General features: G+C 32.0%; 18 protein-coding genes. 12 read left to right on the top strand and 6 right to left on the bottom strand.

From position 1 onward, the window contains the following. The first annotated feature begins 201 nt into the window (after window positions 1-201). Complete coding sequence (locus tag AB0A59_RS10060) at window positions 202-921, top strand: hypothetical protein (protein ID WP_458743469.1); 720 nt, start codon at window positions 202-204, stop codon at window positions 919-921. Window positions 922-965: 44 nt separating this feature from the next. On the opposite strand, the gene AB0A59_RS10065 is transcribed toward AB0A59_RS10060, so the two are convergent. The 3 genes from AB0A59_RS10065 to AB0A59_RS10075 all read right to left on the bottom strand — a co-directional run bounded on the left by AB0A59_RS10065 (window position 966) and on the right by AB0A59_RS10075 (window position 2,899). Further along, entirely contained in the window at window positions 966-1,145 is a 180-nt protein-coding gene (locus tag AB0A59_RS10065; protein ID WP_458743471.1) for a hypothetical protein, read from the bottom strand. A 528-nt stretch (window positions 1,146-1,673) separates the two neighbouring features. Beyond that, entirely contained in the window at window positions 1,674-2,306 is a 633-nt protein-coding gene (locus AB0A59_RS10070) for a hypothetical protein (RefSeq protein ID WP_458743473.1), read from the bottom strand. A 452-nt stretch (window positions 2,307-2,758) separates the two neighbouring features. Beyond that, complete coding sequence (locus AB0A59_RS10075) at window positions 2,759-2,899, bottom strand: hypothetical protein (RefSeq protein WP_458743475.1); 141 nt, start codon at window positions 2,897-2,899, stop codon at window positions 2,759-2,761. A 288-nt stretch (window positions 2,900-3,187) separates the two neighbouring features. Between AB0A59_RS10075 and AB0A59_RS10080 the strand changes: the two genes are divergently transcribed. Beyond that, entirely contained in the window at window positions 3,188-5,053 is a 1,866-nt protein-coding gene (locus AB0A59_RS10080; protein WP_458743477.1) for a hypothetical protein, read from the top strand. A 605-nt stretch (window positions 5,054-5,658) separates the two neighbouring features. On the opposite strand, the gene AB0A59_RS10085 is transcribed toward AB0A59_RS10080, so the two are convergent. Then, window positions 5,659-6,012 carry a hypothetical protein gene (locus tag AB0A59_RS10085; RefSeq protein ID WP_458743478.1) on the bottom strand — a complete coding sequence of 118 codons (354 nt, stop codon included), beginning with the start codon at window positions 6,010-6,012 and terminating at the stop codon, window positions 5,659-5,661. Between the two features lie 529 nt (window positions 6,013-6,541). On the opposite strand from AB0A59_RS10085, the gene AB0A59_RS10090 reads away from it, so the two are divergent. Both AB0A59_RS10090 and AB0A59_RS10095 read left to right on the top strand, forming a co-directional pair. Beyond that, complete coding sequence (locus AB0A59_RS10090; protein ID WP_458743480.1) at window positions 6,542-6,979, top strand: hypothetical protein; 438 nt, start codon at window positions 6,542-6,544, stop codon at window positions 6,977-6,979. Then, window positions 6,948-7,763 carry a hypothetical protein gene (locus AB0A59_RS10095; RefSeq protein WP_458743482.1) on the top strand — a complete coding sequence of 272 codons (816 nt, stop codon included), beginning with the start codon at window positions 6,948-6,950 and terminating at the stop codon, window positions 7,761-7,763. The genes AB0A59_RS10090 and AB0A59_RS10095 overlap by 32 nt, the downstream gene beginning before the upstream one ends. 294 nt (window positions 7,764-8,057) lie before the next feature. Here the strand turns inward: AB0A59_RS10095 and AB0A59_RS10100 are convergent, their stop codons facing one another. Continuing rightward, window positions 8,058-8,819: a hypothetical protein gene (locus tag AB0A59_RS10100; RefSeq protein WP_458743484.1), complete on the bottom strand. Its 762-nt coding sequence runs from the start codon at window positions 8,817-8,819 to the stop codon at window positions 8,058-8,060. Window positions 8,820-9,334: 515 nt separating this feature from the next. Here AB0A59_RS10100 and AB0A59_RS10105 point away from each other — a divergent pair. From AB0A59_RS10105 to AB0A59_RS10120, 4 genes are all read left to right on the top strand, one after another. Further along, complete coding sequence (locus AB0A59_RS10105) at window positions 9,335-10,174, top strand: hypothetical protein (protein WP_458743486.1); 840 nt, start codon at window positions 9,335-9,337, stop codon at window positions 10,172-10,174. A 173-nt stretch (window positions 10,175-10,347) separates the two neighbouring features. Next, the gene (locus AB0A59_RS10110) at window positions 10,348-10,836 is read left to right on the top strand and encodes a hypothetical protein (protein ID WP_458743487.1); all 489 of its coding nucleotides are present in this window, start codon (window positions 10,348-10,350) and stop codon (window positions 10,834-10,836) included. Window positions 10,837-10,860: 24 nt separating this feature from the next. Beyond that, a complete protein-coding gene (locus AB0A59_RS10115) occupies window positions 10,861-12,516 on the top strand; it encodes a hypothetical protein (RefSeq protein ID WP_458743489.1) in 1,656 nt (551 codons plus the stop codon). Window positions 12,517-12,871: 355 nt separating this feature from the next. Then, window positions 12,872-14,065 (top strand): response regulator, encoded by a 1,194-nt coding sequence (locus AB0A59_RS10120; RefSeq protein WP_458743491.1) that lies wholly within the window; start codon window positions 12,872-12,874, stop codon window positions 14,063-14,065. A gap of 43 nt (window positions 14,066-14,108) precedes the next feature. On the opposite strand, the gene AB0A59_RS10125 is transcribed toward AB0A59_RS10120, so the two are convergent. Continuing rightward, complete coding sequence (locus tag AB0A59_RS10125) at window positions 14,109-14,615, bottom strand: ferritin (protein WP_458743492.1); 507 nt, start codon at window positions 14,613-14,615, stop codon at window positions 14,109-14,111. Between the two features lie 1,001 nt (window positions 14,616-15,616). Here AB0A59_RS10125 and AB0A59_RS10130 point away from each other — a divergent pair. The 4 genes from AB0A59_RS10130 (at window position 15,617) to AB0A59_RS10145 (ending at window position 17,918) form a co-directional block, all read left to right on the top strand. Further along, complete coding sequence (locus AB0A59_RS10130; protein WP_458743494.1) at window positions 15,617-16,438, top strand: PPK2 family polyphosphate kinase; 822 nt, start codon at window positions 15,617-15,619, stop codon at window positions 16,436-16,438. 256 nt (window positions 16,439-16,694) lie between these two features. Next, window positions 16,695-16,931, top strand: coding sequence for a patatin-like phospholipase family protein (locus AB0A59_RS10135; RefSeq protein WP_458743496.1), 237 nt, complete (start codon window positions 16,695-16,697; stop codon window positions 16,929-16,931). Window positions 16,932-16,941: 10 nt separating this feature from the next. Next, window positions 16,942-17,130 carry a hypothetical protein gene (locus AB0A59_RS10140; protein WP_458743498.1) on the top strand — a complete coding sequence of 63 codons (189 nt, stop codon included), beginning with the start codon at window positions 16,942-16,944 and terminating at the stop codon, window positions 17,128-17,130. Beyond that, window positions 17,127-17,918 (top strand): patatin-like phospholipase domain-containing protein, encoded by a 792-nt coding sequence (locus AB0A59_RS10145; RefSeq protein WP_458743500.1) that lies wholly within the window; start codon window positions 17,127-17,129, stop codon window positions 17,916-17,918. The genes AB0A59_RS10140 and AB0A59_RS10145 overlap by 4 nt, the downstream gene beginning before the upstream one ends. The last annotated feature ends 67 nt before the right edge of the window (window positions 17,919-17,985 follow it).

A 17,985-nucleotide genomic window follows, 5' to 3' on the forward strand; every position in this document is an offset into this window, starting at 1 on the left:
AAATCTAGAATTCCAATTTCATTCTACTAATAACGTTACTCTTATTTCTGTTTCAATAATAGTTGTGAGAGTATCAATAACATTAACTTCGGAGTCTTCTAGCATCCTTTTTTGATATTCCTCGATTTGTTTATATGCATATGTCGATAAAGTCAACATTGAAATGACAAATACGATTTTTTTTATATTAAGGATTTATTGTTGTTAACTATTGTTTTCTTATCAATTGGATTACTTTCACTTTCAGTAGATAAATCTCAAGCAATAGCTTGGATGAAATTATCGACGGTAGGTGGTGGCGAATGCTGGACTCCAGCTAATAAGGATATAACGAATTCTTCCGATAATCGTGTTATATGCGCTCCTGAGGATTGTCCAGCAGTGTCGGAAGAAGACCTACCTCCAATCTGTGGGGGTAAAACATTTCCGCATATCCCACCATCCCCCCCAATTCCATGCAGTATCGAACAATCTGCGATACACAGTGAAGTTAGTTATAATGATGAACAATCAAACACGGCTAGTTTAATTCCTAGTATCTCATTATACCCTGCAGATTACAGTGGGTCGGCTCATCGTATTTTGACCTCTAGTGAAAACTGGGTTAGCATTATACCCATACAAGGACATATTTTGGATTTTGGTGGCAAAACCATTACGTGTCAAGTCCCAAATCCAGAAGTAGATTGTACAGGATGTGTTCCTTGTCCGGATTGTAAGGAAGTCAATAAAAAGATTGATAAGATGATAGAAGATATGAAAAAAGAAAATCGAGAACTCCATTTCAAGAATCAGAAGTTAGAAAATATGTTTAATTTTGCGAAAATGGGTTTTTGGAATGCTTTTGGCCATCGACTCACCATATTGAACCCCTCGATCAATGATGTTGATCGAGGGTGTTTGGATCAGAAAGTGGTATAAATAAAGTCATAGGGTGGATTTAACATCTTAGTATCTGAAATTGACTACGTTCCTACATTGATTGTGCTTTGAAGCATTTCTAAATAATTATGGTAAAAATCTTTTTGTCCAGAGATCGTTTTATGAGATGAATCTGGTAGTATTTCTAAACCACTACTCGGATGTTCTAATGTAAAGGCAAATGTGTAAATAATATTCGGTTTTCTCTGATCGTCAAAAGCCATATAACTCGATTATAAGATACGATGAGATGTATATAACTATTGTGGTTTATTGGCAGATAATAGAAATAATAAAAACAAATAGTATACAACTATCCGAGGTATTGCAGTAACAGGCATAAAACAGTCATAGATAACTGATTTAGTTCTTAACAAAAATATCATTAAGGCTTAATAATAAGCATCCTAAGAGAAAAACTATTTAGACGCTAAATCTTAAAATATTCTAGTGAATTTACGAAATAAGTGCGGAAAGATTCTCATAATCTAGACAGGCAATCGGAAAGAAAGAAGGATCCAATTCATCTACAGCAAATGAGATTGATATGGTACTATTCGCATTTCTCAATTCTATTTTGGAAACAATCGAGTTGGCAACCCTATCTATAATAATAATAACATTTTATAGGAATTACTTCCAAAAAAGGATTTGTATCGAATCATCGCCAAATTCTTAAAATCCGCGAAACCGAACGGGTAAAGTGCTCATAAGAATGAATGATCCCAACGGGGTTAATTCGATAATGGATGTTAGAATTTTGCTTCCTCTATTCGTTTACTGTTTTCTCTTTCGAATTCTTTTTTACTAGTATCTAAGATAGCTTTTAAGGTATATTCATCAATAGATATATTATTTTTCTTTAAAAATCTATCTATTGTTAAGAACCTTTTAGTCTGCAAGCTAAGATATAATAAAATGGGTCCTGACTGAATTAACTCAGTTCTCTTATGATAACAATTCATGATAAACTCCATTATTTTTAGTTGCAATTTTTGATCCTTTTTTGTACTCTCTAGTAGATCCCAAGATCTTTTAAGCAACTCGGTAGTGCCGGACATTGAATTATGTAATTCTTCAAATCCGATCTTTCCTATATTAACCGAGCTTCTCTCCGACTGATTATATAGAAATGCAATATCTCTTGATGCCGTTGACTGATTCAAATGTAACTTAGAAATAATTTCTTGTTGAGTATATCCTCTTATTAGTAAGTTGTTGACTTTTCTCCTTCTTTCTGCAACCATTTTTTGATATTTTTTAACAGTAATATTTGCGCGATGATTATTTTTCTTAATCCGGGATTTTTTAATTCTTCCCTCAGATTTATCTTCGGTCTTTGAATCCTCTAATTCCTTTATGCTATTACTATCAATAATAGACATTCTTTAATAGAAAAGCCATATCAATTTCTTTTAAGGGTTATCCATATTGGATCATAAAAAATTATGACGATATAGCAGGCTGTAAGATTTGATAACTAATATTAATAAACATTTATATTATTGTTTCCCACTGCCACTGTTTTACCACAATTGGATTTAATTTATTATAAATCAGCTAAATAAAAAAAGACCGCAAAGAATAAACCGACATACATAACAAAAATAGATTCTAAATATGTGGATTTTATCTCATATTACCCTCGGATAAAAAACATATAACCTTTAATTCAAATATTTTGAATGTAATTTATTCATACGTTATTCACACTTAAACTTATTTTGAATTGAATTTTGAGCACAAGATTTTTTTATTTTCCCGCCCAGTCCATCTTGGCTGCATTTATGCGAATTCCCGTGTTAGGTCATAGATTTTTTAACTTATTTAGGCATAGTTAATTATCCGTTATAGTAACTATGGTACCATAATTTAATTTTAATCTTGGGTTAACTATAACCTCTATGGAACCATATATGGAAGAACTGTCTCCCGGTTCTTTCATTTTTTTCTTCCATAAGCAAATTCTTTCGTTCATAGTATTCGCCTTTTCGTCCATAAATTAATTTTATTAAGTTACGAAGGTATGGAAGAAAATTACTCGCTAATGCCCGCAGGTAATATTTCAAAAAAAACATCCCAAAAGACAGTTAGACCAAATGCTAGTTTCTAATGATTAAAGAATACAGCAATAGAATGGCGCCTAAATAAACTACATTTATCATAATTCTAAATTGAACGAATTATTGAACTTTTTGAACTAACAATTGAACAAAATATCCATTGAATTGAACAGTATTATATACTTTCTGCCACCAAGAAGAGCATGGTCAAAGTTACGCATCCTCTCAGATCTGCAATCATTCAAAAATATCTTTACGCACTATCACTAAACAAAATAGCTAATGAAACCGGAGTTTCAAAGACTACTGCACATAATGTGATTTATGACTGGAATTCTAGATTAGCGTCAATGGACTTGGATGAAATTAGAAGATTCACATCTGAGATGGGAAAGTCGTGCATAACAGTTCAACAGTGTGTCCAGGGTTTTCGAACTTTTCAAATGTTAAAAGAATTTGAGATCAATGATGAATTTGATGCATGGATTGATGAGGATACCGATATGGAGGATAAGAACCTTGATTCCAAAAAAAATCAAAACGAAAACTCCCTGTTAGACCATATCATGTCCGGTAGTCTCACGTATCAAGTAACTAAAAGATCCAAAGAAAACAAGAACTCAGATGATAAAGATAATCAAATATCTTATTTCATAAAAAGTATATACAAAAATTGTAAAACCCACGGCATCGCACCGTCTGTAGTCATCAGATGGATGGAAGATCTGTTTGATAGCATTTCAATTTTAGATACTCAATCAAACCTAAACAGAATCACCAACGCCCAAAAACAGAATAAAGATTACAGTAATGAAGAGATGACCCAAAGTAATGAGTTGGATAAGAAATTAAGTGATGAAATACCTCTGATTTCAAGAATATCGCATTTCATAGAACAGAAAAAGAAAGAAATAAAACATCTAGAAAATTCAAAAAAATCGATATATCAAGATATAGATCGACTAGATAAACGTAAAGAAAACATACTATCTGATCTTACTAAAACCATCGAAAAAGAAAAAATAGCTTTTACTTATCTCCAGTGGTACAACAACCTAAAACAGGAATTACATGACAAGTATCATTTAGCAATCGAAGAGAAATACGGAGAATTCGCAAAGGTAATCAATGATTTTAAGGATTACGATTTTGATGCATCAATAATAATAAATGAGTATAAAGAGATTGAATCATTAAGACAGGAAAAAGATCTCATCCAAACCGTCATTAATTTAAATGCACCGGTAAGAAATGAACTACTAAATCAGATTGCACAATTACAGCAACAAATGATTTATTCAAAGCAAACTATGAATATTTACAATGAGTTATTAAAGATAGGATTTGGATTAAAAGAGCTTAAACAACTGCATGGCACTATCGTGGAAGTAAGTCTGGCTAATAAAATGAAGATAGATGAAGCAGTATCCAAATTCCTTAAAGATATTGAGAACCAATACGATAACAAATTGGGTTTAGAGACAACGATAAATAACCTTAAATATGAAAAAAAGAAATTGGAAGATGAAGTTCCTCAGTATCAATGGTATTTGCAACTACAGGGTACTGTTGCTCCTATAATAGTGCATCTTAATAGTAACGGTGTAACAAATGAGGATATCATCAGTATCAATCAACTAGTAATCGCATTTAAAAATACCAGTTTTGTTGATGAGATATCTAATCAGCAAGGAGAAGGGGAAGGGGGTAGCAAGATGATTGATAAAAGTAACAGGAGTAACAACGAATATTGGAAATTATTTATAGAAAAACTGAAAAGTCTTAAAAATATAAATTTAGAGATTGCTCGGCAATCTACTATTTTAAGCAGACTAAAAACACACATCAATAACTTAAATGGAAAAAAGCAAGAGATCGAAAAACTTTATTTAGGTTCAGTCAGCAATCTTAATTACATCCTCACACAAACATCATATTCAATAGAACTAACCAAGCAAATCAATCAACAAATAGACAAAAAGATACTGATGGCCCCACGCTTTTCTCCAGTTTTTATGAATTTGATAATGGCAAAAAGTAAGGATGAAAAAGAGGAAGATGAGGTATAATATTTCTCAAGATGGTTAATCATAAAAATAAAATAATATCCGTGTTGCAACAATTAGTTCATTTTTTTTGAATACTTTGAAGGAATTTTTATTTGCATCGTTTAATTGTGTTATTAACAAATATTTCGTACCAATAGATTTATGATTATCGAAGAGCAGTTCTCAGTATATTGTAGGATCATATATCTTTTAGGCAATTTATTAAATTTGACGCAAATAGGTTAAACCTTAAAAAAACATCATTGTATTCACTTTTTATTCGTACTCGTACTGAATATCCAATCACTTGTAAATAAAAGAAACAATAAGTGAATGAACTTGTATCCATTGCACTCATATTACATCTGGAACAAATCCGTCTGGTTTTAAGAGCAAATTTTAGAATTATTTGAAAATATCTTGTACAGTTAACCCTTTATTTTTATTAAATTTGTTGACCATTTTCTAGATATTGATTAATATTTTTATACTTAATATTTTTTTGATTATTCCAAAGTCTGCTATTTTATTTTCGTTAGCGAATCATAGAACTAACTGTTATTATAAGGGATGCACAGTACAATTCATTTTTCATAAATAGGATTTTATCTAAAGAATCAACATCATTATAGAAGAGGATCATCGTTTCGATTTGCAGTATCACTTTCAATTTGAATTCCTCCACTACTCCCACCTCCACTATTAATGTCCGTCGTAGATAGATACTGTTCCCTTACCGAAGGTGCAGGTGATTCAACCTCGCAATTTTTTAGTTCTACTTCAGAAATATTAAAGTGAAGAACTTGTCCATCGAAGTTTTGGACTAGGGTCTTGGGCAGGTGAAAAATATTGTGGTCGATAATACCTTTTTGAACTACAACCTTGTCTCCCACTACTTCTTGAACCTCGCCTAAATCTAAATCATCTATCCCTCTTGCTTCTTTTTTTATGATTGCATTCCAATCTATCTCTATATCCATACTTACTGTTTAAGATTTATACTATAAATAGAATAAAGATAATCTCGGATCATTTGTCCGAGGATTATGTAATAATTTTTTGATTTTTGTTCTCGACAACGTAATTTAAAAAGTTTCACAAGTTAACTAAATAACGCGGTAACTAGATAGTTTAGGTACAACCCGTAACACATCTAATCACGGGTTTTATTTCTGGTAGGCATATGAGATAGTGAATGCTAGGTTATAAGATTCCTTAGATGATCTTTGCTATCTGACGATCATATTGTTAAAATTGTGTTTCTCCAAATTGGCCAAGTACTTCATTCATTATAACTGCTTTGGTATCACTTTCATAAAGATGTCAAACCTTAATTTAAAGGAAGGAATTGCGAAATACTGGTTTATCGATACAATAATATCTCTTAAACTTGACTTGGAATTAAGATGGGTCATCTTACGCCTGAATTGTTATCCTTCAAATACTTAGAAAAATATTGTATATAAGTATTAATAAAGTCATATATGTGACTATGCTAGAGTAGTTTGATTGTCTTCAAATAAAAAATTACTTGATTTAGAGGAATTGAAAAACCTTTTGAGATCTGCAATTCAAGATATGCTTACTCTAGATGTTATCACAGCCAAGGGAAATTACGATGTTGTAATACCCACCCAAGATGATTGGGACGATCTCGTTAGTAAATTGAGTCAAACTCCTAATAATATAAGGATTCTTGCAAGGACCCATATACAATTAGACGCAGATCGAGTTAGTATGTTACCTGAGGAATCTTTGGGGGATTTCTCCCAGGAATATATATTAAACTACCACCAAAAGAGTGTCGAAGTAGCAGAGAAAACTAGGATCGACAGGCTAAATTTTATCAAGAGTATTCTAGAAATCATTGTAAGTAATCCCGGTTTACTTAAAGAGAATAGCAAGATAACAACTGATGGTAACCAGGTTCAACAGAAAAAAAACTAATCGTACCATTCGGATAAAAACAATTGGAAAACATCTGAATCCAGAAATGATTATTCGAAATAATAAAGATACATGTCATGAGTTTTCTTTTCGATTGAAAGATTTGTCCATTCAGTGGCTAATAGAATTAAAGGATGGAAATTTCATATGTCATCTCGCTTTTTATCGAGATAATAGATTAGTTGACTTTCATCATCTGGATCATAACCAAATTGAAGAAATCTACGACAAGTGTTACTCCAAAATCAATGAAAGCGCTATTGAAACCTTCATAACCGAAAGAATCAATCTATTCGATATTTTCAAGCAGCATATAAAGAAAAATAACATGCTTAGAGACTTTGTTGGAAACTTTGATAGATTACGCGTACAAACCTTCTTCAGTTCTGACAAAAAAAATAGCGTTCATACAATAAGATTCTTGAATGAGAACGAATTAACTATAATAAATGAAAGCCTACTAGAAAACATTCCAGTTATTCTTTTTCATCTAATAAGTCTCAGATTAATATACAAGATACGTTTGAATAAAATAAATAATGTAATAAGTACATTCAAAATTATTATACTCATATTTAGGATAATTTTGTATATATTAGGTTTTTTTGCATCCTCAGTAATGGTTACATACTCAATATTATTCGATAACCTAATTTATGGAGCTTTATCGGCTTTACTAATAGTGTCTACTTTAATCACGACTACTTTCGTTACCAAGAGAACAAGAAAATATATGATTGATAAAATAATTAAATATTTTAATGCAAAGGATAAGATTTCCTGATACTATCATATTCATTTTTTCAATCTAATCTATGAGTATTGGATTAGTCACCATCAACATATGAGATACATAATTTGGGGCTATCCACATTTTAGAACCTGTGCTGTCGGTTATTCTTTTCCAGCTAGTTGATCTTGCCATATATCGACAATTATACGCAAAACAATGCAATCAAAATAGAAATATAAAATATAAATTAGTTTTGGAAACAAGTTAATATGCAGTCGTAAGTAGCTTAATTAAGTTCCTCTTATAGGACTACCATTGAGTCAAAATGTTCAAATATAGTTAATGTCAGCATTGTGTAGCACCATTGGAGGTGTTATTGCCAACAGTTAGGCAATACTTAGTAGAACTAAAATGAATATCCACATTTTTTGGATCTATATTTGGATAAGTACCGACTGTATCTTCTATTTCTATGACATGTTGCCCATCAGGTAATGGTGGTGTAATTAGAAAATATCCAGCAACCATCCCAATCAGTTCTCCCCTATCGGTTACACTAGTATTATTCTCGGGGATATAAAATTTGGTCCATGTTGAATTTAAATAAATACTTTTTATTTCATCTGCAGTTAAAAAAAGATTGTCTATTCCTATCTTGATTTTCGCCTGATCAAGCTTCCAATCTGCGCACTCCTTGAATTGTTGGGGAGTCTCAATACCATCATTTATAGTGCAATGACTTCCAACTATTTGAATCATTACTGATTTACCTGAAGGAATATTGCATTCTCTCACTTCAGGTGTATCAATGTTTGGTCTGTGGAGGCCGTCCGGTAAAAACCAGACTGGGCCATCATTTTGATTAGAAGAGCAACCAATCAGATGATAGCTCTCACGTACCCTATCGGGATCTTGAAGATTGTCATTTGAAAAGAGATAATTCCAATAGTTTGTAGCCCAATATGTAAAATTATGCCCAAAGGGATTTTCAGTTGATTGATAAAATAGCTTTTCATTTTGAGAAAAAGAATCTTTCGTGTGAGCATCTAAAAATAATAAAATAAACGACAAAATAATGAAGATAAATGAAAATGGCTTAAGTATCATTATATATTTATATTTAGATCACCTTATAAAGATAATTGTTATGGAGAAAGAATATTGATATTTTACTCATGCTTGTTCTTTCTATATTTTTAGTTATATTTTCAATTATTGACAATGTGACAAGCTCATCCTTGTTATATACATACCAAGAGCGAACTACCACAGCGATTACTCTTTTTGTTTCGATCAATTTCGCAAACATAGCGATACAACTTTGTATTCTGTATGTTTATTTTAAATCTGGTACCAAATTCTTAACTGGAAGGAGAAAAAATACTTTATATTTCTATATACTGCCCTTTTTGTTTCTCTATAGCATTATTTCGTCACTCATATTTCATTCGATTGTCTTTGAACATAGATATCTCTTATCGATGTTCTTAGCTTCTGTATTGGCTAGCCTAATTACATCAATGACGATATTAAGTATTTTGATTTATAGATTAGCACAGTGGTACCATAACAATCATAATATCTTTATTTTATTTTTTGTATGTTCGTTCCTACTGTTCTTTGTGGTAGTAGTCTTAGGGCTTTTGTCAATCGTTTCTGAATTGGATAAAAGAGTTACTACAATTAATGCAGAATCTAATCCTTGGAATAAAACCTCATTAAAAAAAATAATTTATCTGGATTATTTTAAATTATTTAACTTTATTATGTTTGGTTTTACATGGATTGGAACATCACTGCTCCTAAAAAACTATGTCTATAACTATCTTCGCAATGGTAGAAAAGTGTATTGGCTTCTTGTAGGTTCTCCTGGTTTTTATTATATTTTGACATCAGATTTCTTTACAACATATTTGAATAATTTAGTAAATGAATTTCCTTTCTTATTCTATTTTATGACATATATTGTTGGATCCGCAAAGCAGGTATCAGGCATTTTCTTTGGCCTTTTATTCCTAGTAATTTCAAAAAATACCCTTAATGTTAACTTAAAGAAAAATCTAATTATCTTGGCATCCGGGGTTATTATCTTATATAGCAGTATCCAAATATCAATAATCCAAATTTTGCCTTTCCCTCCATTTGGATTGGTAACTTATTCTATAATGCCATTATCGACATTTATGATTTATTGGGGGCTATACAATTCATCTCAAATTATTGCGAATGATACTAAGTTTCTACAGGAGATTCGGACCCGTTTGAAATTTCGATCATCATCGTTTATGGAAAATGTAGGATCTGCGGAACTGAAAATTCAATTGGAGAATTCAGTCAGGCATTTAATAGACAAAGTTGATGATAAAAAGGGAATAGAGAGTTCTAATTTAACAAAGGGTCAGGTAGATGACTACATAAATGATGTAATTAGAGAGATCCAAGAAGAAAAGAAAAAAAATTAAGTAGTTTTTATCCAATTCCCTAATTCACACATAAATTCTGCGATGTTGAGACTTTGACAAAATGTAATCTTGTGTTTTCGTTTTGTTATTGTAGCTATATTCCAATTAAACAGTTTTGAGAATCATTGAGATGGAAAAGCATAAATGCTACAATGGCGAGAAAGTAAATTATAATGGCACTGTTAAAAAGATTAATCAAAGTTAGATCTACAAATGACAAAATTCTTGAGGCATATGTTAGACTAAATTTAGATGATGATGATGGGATATATTTGAATGTAATTGCAAGAGATGATGATACAACTGTAACTTCTGATGTTGAGGGAACCAACATTATTAAACGATCCGAAATTTATCCCAATGAAAATGTTACAGGCCTAGTTTTGGATACAAATCACGCAGAAGAACCTAATGGATACATCATCTCTGTTTGTTTTCATACATTTAATAATAATAATAGTAAGCTGTACATGGGTAGGGTAAGTATAAATGGTGGTAATGTTAGTTGGACACAGTGTGCCGACTCTCCAAAAACATACCAGAATTCACAAATTCTAGGACTATTTTCATCCTTTTTAACTTTGAATGGAGGAACGCCTCTTAAAACGGTTGTTATGAAAGTTGCATCTGGTGATGAAATCATAATCCACGAGCGTCACTAACTAAGTCTTAAGGAAGAGAGGGGGATGATTCTTAAAAGTAAGTGCAAGTTTATTGCAGGTTTTTTTTTAATTAATCTTGTCCTTTTTTTAATTCCTACCCAAGAAAATACAGCTGAAATTTGGACCAAAGATGTGATACCAACATGTAAATTTGAATATGGTAATGAAGATACTTCACAAGATTGCTATAAGCTCAACATCGAACGACTAGATAATTGCCTGACTTCCCCTTTTGCTTTTAACATAACTGCAGTCAAGGATCCAGTAGAATCGACTGTCAACTTCCATGATCAGAATTTCACCACTATATGGAAGTCAAAAGTACAGCCTCAGTCCATGCCTCAAGAAAGATACGATAATGTTGGTGAGCCTAGTATAGCATCTAATGGCACACACGTGTTCTATACCGGAAACCATTACGCAGCAAAATCAAAAATCGGCGAGAATTGGTCTTTCGTGGATCCTAGATTTGATTTTAAAGGGATGTTACATCGTGGGCAACCTGGCAATGAAACTAGTAGCAATAACACTTCAGTCGATTTGTATAAAGCTGATCAAAGAACAATTTATGATAGCATAAATAATATGTATATTTGGATTCGCTTAGGTGAACCATATGCTGAAGGTGAGATTACCAACATCCTAAGAATATCAGTATCAAATGATACAAAAAATTGGACGGTATTAGACCTTATTCCAGTTACGCTATTTCAAGAACAGATAAATGATGGCTTATTTGACTATCCAGATGTTACATTTGACTATCCTGAAGTAACAATGACTGATAAAAATCTATTTGTAACTGCCACTTTGATTTTAGGAGAAAATTGTCAAAAAGCATACGCAACTATTTTTCGAATTCCGCTCGATGACTTAAGTCGTTCTATTTCTAATCCTGATTTACAAATTTCATTCGATACAATAGTAGATAGAAACGTTACTGGAATAAGTCCTGTTGAAGGTACTTTTAATAATTCCGCATATTTTGGAGCACATTTCAAGAATAATAGTTTGATGAGGCTTTATGAATGGAGTGAAAGTACTAATTACGTCGACAATACAACAATACCTATAGACGCTTGGAATAATATTCACTTACTAGAAGCATGCGGGGAGGATCCTTCACAGTCAGAAAAATGGTGGTGCAAAGCCAATACAAGTAGCCGTATTAGAAGTGCATGGGTATATAATGACACTTTAAATTTTATGTGGAATGCAATTGCAACTCCAGACTATGGGAAAACTTGGAATCCTTACATTGAAGTAGCCACATTTGATATAAGAAATAATATGAGTTATGAAAGACAGTATCATGTTGCCGACCAATATAGGCCTTGGATATTTGGAGCAGTGATTCCAAGTAATAATCAAACCTTAGGATTTATAGGTTATTATGCTACTAGTGACAGCAAAGATCCAAACATAGATCCCTATCTAAATTTGGCATTCGGTAACTTCAGCGATACTACAAAGAAGTGGGAAATGATGACGGTTCTAAATAGCTCATCCTCATTACCAGTAAGAAATGAAACAATGAGTGCAGATTATAATTTCGGAGATTTCCTGACCATACGTAAACATATGTCGTCTACAGATGATTATAGGTGGGATGCGGGTGGTTATGTGATAGTCGGTAAAAATTATAACGATGTTGAACCATACTTTTTGATGATCAAGTAATTTTTAGGATTATTGGAAAGAATTTTTCTATTTTTTCAGAAAATTTTTCTCATTAACACCATTCTTACTATTATATTTGGAATCAGCAAAAACATATTTATCCAAAACCAAAGGCTCTAAATGTAAAATATTGGGCAAATGATCAAAAACAATTACTAACAACTTATATATAGAATTATTGTATTACATTGGTAATGTATAACAATATCATCATATTAAAAAATATTATTCGTAATTCGTCATTTCTTAAATGCAATGAATGTCTAAAGCAACTTAATCACGCTTCGTTGATGACAGTCTGTTAATCACAAAAAAAACAGCATTATTAGCAACAACTTTTGAATTGGGATGGAAAATGAGTAGTAGAAAATACGATAATTTATTAAATGAAAACATGGAAACAATAAATAGAAATCGTTCAGAATTTGAACAAAATAATGATAGATCGCCAGATAATGAGATTACCTTTGTCAACTATTCAAACGACTATTGTGTATGTATTATTGATATAATTAATTCTACGGACAATACAATCGAAATCGTAGATTCGAAAAAGATCAAACAGTACTATTCAGTATTTCTTAACACTATGACTTCAATAATAAAGCAACATAATGGTAAAGTAGTTAAAAACTCCGGCGATAGCCTGTTATATTATTTTCCAAGAACGGTGAATCAGGGCAACTATATAGATTTTCAGGATGTAATAGAATGTGGATTATCAATGATTGATGCAAAAGATAGAGTAGATCTTTTATTGAATTTAAATGGTTTACCTCTGATCGATTATAGAATCAGTGCAACCTACGGAAGAATAGAACTAGCGGTCGCCGGTAATTCTCAAAGCATAGACATTTTTGGAACCCCTGTAAACCGTTGCTCTAAAATAAATCATTTGGCCCCGGCTAATGAGATGATCATTCATGATGATCTTTTTCAAGTCGTAAATAAAATGTCATACTATAAAGATTATGAATTTAAGGAGATAACTCGGCGAGATGATACTAACAACCATAATAGGGATAATTATGATCCTGGCAATAATGGTAATAATCTAAATTCAGCAGTTTATTCTGTTCATAGAGCGGAAGACATCAACAAACAAATGGAAATAGAAAATAAGATACAAAAGATTCACGCTGAACGTAAACGCATTAAAAAGGATAGGACTAACGCGTCTTTTAATATTTTGATAATTGACGATGACAAAGACATCCTGTTTACATTTACATCTATAATTAAAAGCCAAGGATATTCAGCGAAATCCTTCTCCAATCCTTTCGAGGCTCTGAATGATTTTTCCAATTCCAATCCCTATACTTATGATTTAATTTTGATGGACATACGTATGCCTGGGATAAATGGTATTAAACTATATTCTAAATTCAAAGTCATTAATCCAGAAATAAAGATAATTTTCATATCCGCCCTGGATGCAATAAATGAAATCTTGAGCTTTTTTCCTGAAATTACGGATTCAAATGTTCTGAGAAAACCCATAGAAGCCGATCAATTACTAAATAAAATTAATACAGAAATAAGAAATTAGTAATGGAAGAGGATTATTTCAAATAAAATCCTCTTTGGGCTAGTTATCCTTGCTTTGCTTGCTTACTTATAATTTGGGATCTGATAGAAGACAGAGACTGATCTATCTGGTAAATGGCTAGTTTGTCGCCACCAAGTAAGTCAAATTTTTGGAGGATTGTTTGAAATAAGGTCTCTTCTTCTATTTGTTCAATTACAAACCATTGCAAAAAGGAGTATGTAGAGTAGTCTTTTTCTTTTCCAGCCATATCGACTAAATCATAAATGGATTTGGATACTGTTTGCTCGCTCTGTAGACCAAATTGAAATGCAGATTGAAGCGATTCGAAGCCATCCTGAGGTTTATTAATTGCAGGAACTATGGCTTCTGCCCCAGCCCCATTTAGATAATGAATAAATCTTAGCATATGTTGGTTTTCTTCGCTAGCTTGTTCATAAAAGAAGGCTGCACTACCATCATATCCAGTTCGCTCACACCATGATCCGATTGCAATATATGCATTCGCAGATGAAGCTTCATAAGAAATTTGTTCGTTAATTGCTTTTGTCATTTCGGGTGAAATTCGCATATATAACAATCATGTTTTATATTATCTAAGTTTTTGCATTCTGTGATAGATTTTTTCATTCCCAAAGATTATTCACTAAGAGAAAGGATTGAACAGTGGTGCTTTTCATTTAGTCAGATTCTAATAATGCCAAGTTTGCATTCTTTAAGCCACTAAAGCAGTTTTTTTTTGTAACTTAATTCTGACAGCTGTATAGAGTAAAAATATTAAGAAACTAGATGATTTTTTAATCTACGCTAACAGATGGTAATATCATATTCATAAACAAGTAATACGGTATTATGGTTTTGCAAGGCTATTTGAATGTGCTGTATAAATACAGAATTATTCAGGCATTCTTAGAATGTTCTTCAGTCTTCAAAGCGCCATAGTCATAGATTGTACCACTTCAATCAATGCTTTCATCAACCAGAGCCCCAGATAAATTGGGTTGTATCCTTTTAAACTAAATCATTTTATCCATTACTTTAAGAACCTGTTTTGTCTATGAATACTTTATAACAAACATATTTTGAAGGATTTTACTTTATCCATATTCTCTTCCGATTGAATTATGATATCGGCTTTGTCAGCTAAATCAAAAGTTTTTGGTATATCTTTAATTAGTAATTTGGTATTATATCATTCCTTGTTTAGAATCTTTATCGTTTTTTGATTCAAAAGAGATTTTTTCGTTATACTATACAAATGATTGAAATGTATTAGATCAAGTTATGATTCATAGAGAATAACAAATAACAAAACCATTTATTTTTGAATAACTATCTGGATTTGAAATATTTTTTATAGTTGATAATATACTTTCTTTCTAAATATACTCCCAAATGCAAAACGAAAGATATCTAAAAGAGAAGAAAAAACGTGCTCATTGTTTTCGATAAATTTTAGTATTTCACCATCAAAGTAACAAAAGCATTCAAATGTCTATATCAAATGTGTTTGGATACAGATTTAAATCTAGTATTAATTTATCTTAAACATTCATGGATCCTCTCAAAAAATTTTTAATAAAGCCAACAACCAAATTATCTGCAAATCAAATAAAATTAAGGAATTGGGATCCGCAATATAGTGGCAATAAAAGTAAAATTGATATGATAACAGAATTGGAACAATTTTCTAAAAAGATAGGCGAATTACAGTATAAGCTATTCGCTGCCAATAGTAAATCTTTATTAATTATCTTGCAAGGTGTTGATGCCTCAGGAAAAGACGGAACGATTCGTCAAGTGATGGGAGCACTAAATCCCCAAAATTGTTATGTAAAGTCATTTAGGGTTCCGAGCGAAACTGAATCAGCTCACGACTACCTGTGGCGAATTCATATCGAAGTCCCTTCAAAGGGTCAAATTGCAATTTTTAATCGTTCTCATTATGAGGACATTATAGAGCCGACTGTTAATAATATACTCTCAAAGGATCAGATAATTCTCAGATGCAGGCAAATCAATGAATTTGAAAGATACTTGTCAGAGAACAGTATTACAATAATAAAGTTCTTTTTAAATATTAGCATGGATGAGCAGAAAAGAAAACTTCAAGAACGGATCCAGGACACTTCCAAGCAGTGGAAAATAAAAGAAAGTGATATAGAAAGCCATAATAATTGGGATAAATACATGGGTGTCTATGAAAAGGTGTTAAGTAGTTGCAGTACAAAGTGGGCACCTTGGTATATTATACCTTCAAATGTAAAACACTTCCGTAATTGGGCCATTTCTTATATCATACTAAAAAAACTAGAAGCAATGAACCCTGAGTTTCCAAGAGTAAAAATTGATCCTTCAAAATTCACTATTGACTAGGTTGCATCCTTTCATTCTATAATATGGTTCATTCGTCACTAAATGTACCAAATCAGACCGCATGACTGGGTATAGTCTTTTTTTATAATTTGTCGATAATGGCTAGTCGGTGTTTAATATTTTTATTTTCTAAATTAGTCTTTGAGGTTAAAATAATCAAAGTTAGGGATGAAACAAACACGATTATTGTATTAGTAAAATATCCAGTCTTTCATCGAGTATCCAAATAAGGTATCTTGTAAATATGTTCGTATAGATGAGTTATGCCATAAAAGAAGCTAGTCCTAAAAGACACGAGGAATCTAGAAATATAGAAAATGTTCTTATGATGCAAGGCGGAGGCTCTTTAGGGGCTTTTGCATGCGGCGTGTATAAGGCATTAGTTAAACATAATGTGCACATAGATATTGTAGCAGACACTTCGATAGGGGCAGTTAACACAGCTATAATAGTTGGAAGTAAATCCGTCCGGGCGCCCAGACAAAGACCTTGAAGAATTTTGGATGGAATTAGGTGAGAGCAATGTTAAATCGATACCAGATTTATGGACATATGGATGGGACAGCCGAATCAATAGTATGTGCCTAAGACAATTTCATCAGCATCCGCAAATGCATCTTTCTTCGGGGTCCCTAAGATGTTTGTTCCATGATGGCAATGGTGGAATACTAGTAAAAACTTTCAAGGTATGATGGGCGGACTAGAAGAACAGTACTTTGATCCAAGAAATTGGACATTTTTGTATGACCACGCCCCACTTGTAAAAACTCTAGAAAAATATGTTAATTATAACAAACTTAATCTTGCTGCAACAAAAGAAGAGCTGCCTTCTGTTTTGAGGCTAATAATAACAGCAGTGGATGTAATGACAGCCAGGCCCCTCATCTTTGATAATACATTGATGAAAATAAAACCAGAGCATATTCTAGCAAGTTCAGGATATCTAATTTATGGATTCCCCTGGGTAGATATAGGAAATAATATCAAAGCGTGGGATGGTAGCTTGCTTAGCAATACACCAATTAGAGAAGTACTATATGTGTCACCAAGAAATGATAAAAATATTTTCATAGTTGAAAACTACCCACAAAGAATCGATAGTCTTCCCTCCAATTTCATAGGAGTAGTAAACAGGTACAAGGATATTTTGTTCTGTGATAAGGATTTTGAAAGTATTAAAAATGCAAAATTAGTTACTAGGCATATAAAACTAATAGAGAAACGGTACTACAAATTTGAACAACAAGTTGACCATTCCATTCTTAGCAAGAAGGAAGTAAATAACATTCAAAATGAGTATAAAGATCTGATAGAAAATTACGGAGCAGAAATTAGATCAGTTACTAGAATAATTAGAAGTGAAATTGAATCTCCTTCGATCTTAAAGAATAGTGATTTTTCCAGTAAAACTATTAGAGAGTTAATTGATCAAGGCGAAAGCAAAACTGAAGAAAAATTAAAAAGACTGATACCAAAGTGAAATATCTTTTAAAAATTCATCTTATAGATTTTTACTAGCGTCAATGAAAGGATTCTAAAAATACGAC

The organism is Candidatus Nitrosocosmicus sp. T, assembly GCF_054408485.1.

What these genes read in the sequence shown, in the direction of transcription:
- AB0A59_RS10075 (WP_458743475.1), bottom strand. Translation starts at nt 2,899, where the DNA reads ATGAACGAAAGAATTTGCTTATGGAAGAAAAAAATGAAAGAACCGGGA.
- AB0A59_RS10110 (WP_458743487.1), top strand. Translation starts at nt 10,348, where the DNA reads ATGGCACTGTTAAAAAGATTAATCAAAGTTAGATCTACAAATGACAAA.
- AB0A59_RS10115 (WP_458743489.1), top strand. Translation starts at nt 10,861, where the DNA reads ATGATTCTTAAAAGTAAGTGCAAGTTTATTGCAGGTTTTTTTTTAATT.
- AB0A59_RS10080 (WP_458743477.1), top strand. Translation starts at nt 3,188, where the DNA reads ATGGTCAAAGTTACGCATCCTCTCAGATCTGCAATCATTCAAAAATAT.
- AB0A59_RS10065 (WP_458743471.1), bottom strand. Translation starts at nt 1,145, where the DNA reads ATGGCTTTTGACGATCAGAGAAAACCGAATATTATTTACACATTTGCC.
- AB0A59_RS10095 (WP_458743482.1), top strand. Translation starts at nt 6,948, where the DNA reads ATGGTAACCAGGTTCAACAGAAAAAAAACTAATCGTACCATTCGGATA.
- AB0A59_RS10085 (WP_458743478.1), bottom strand. Translation starts at nt 6,012, where the DNA reads ATGGATATAGAGATAGATTGGAATGCAATCATAAAAAAAGAAGCAAGA.
- AB0A59_RS10120 (WP_458743491.1), top strand. Translation starts at nt 12,872, where the DNA reads ATGAGTAGTAGAAAATACGATAATTTATTAAATGAAAACATGGAAACA.
- AB0A59_RS10130 (WP_458743494.1), top strand. Translation starts at nt 15,617, where the DNA reads ATGGATCCTCTCAAAAAATTTTTAATAAAGCCAACAACCAAATTATCT.
- AB0A59_RS10125 (WP_458743492.1), bottom strand. Translation starts at nt 14,615, where the DNA reads ATGACAAAAGCAATTAACGAACAAATTTCTTATGAAGCTTCATCTGCG.
- AB0A59_RS10070 (WP_458743473.1), bottom strand. Translation starts at nt 2,306, where the DNA reads ATGTCTATTATTGATAGTAATAGCATAAAGGAATTAGAGGATTCAAAG.
- AB0A59_RS10135 (WP_458743496.1), top strand. Translation starts at nt 16,695, where the DNA reads ATGAGTTATGCCATAAAAGAAGCTAGTCCTAAAAGACACGAGGAATCT.
- AB0A59_RS10100 (WP_458743484.1), bottom strand. Translation starts at nt 8,819, where the DNA reads ATGATACTTAAGCCATTTTCATTTATCTTCATTATTTTGTCGTTTATT.
- AB0A59_RS10140 (WP_458743498.1), top strand. Translation starts at nt 16,942, where the DNA reads ATGGAATTAGGTGAGAGCAATGTTAAATCGATACCAGATTTATGGACA.
- AB0A59_RS10145 (WP_458743500.1), top strand. Translation starts at nt 17,127, where the DNA reads ATGATGGGCGGACTAGAAGAACAGTACTTTGATCCAAGAAATTGGACA.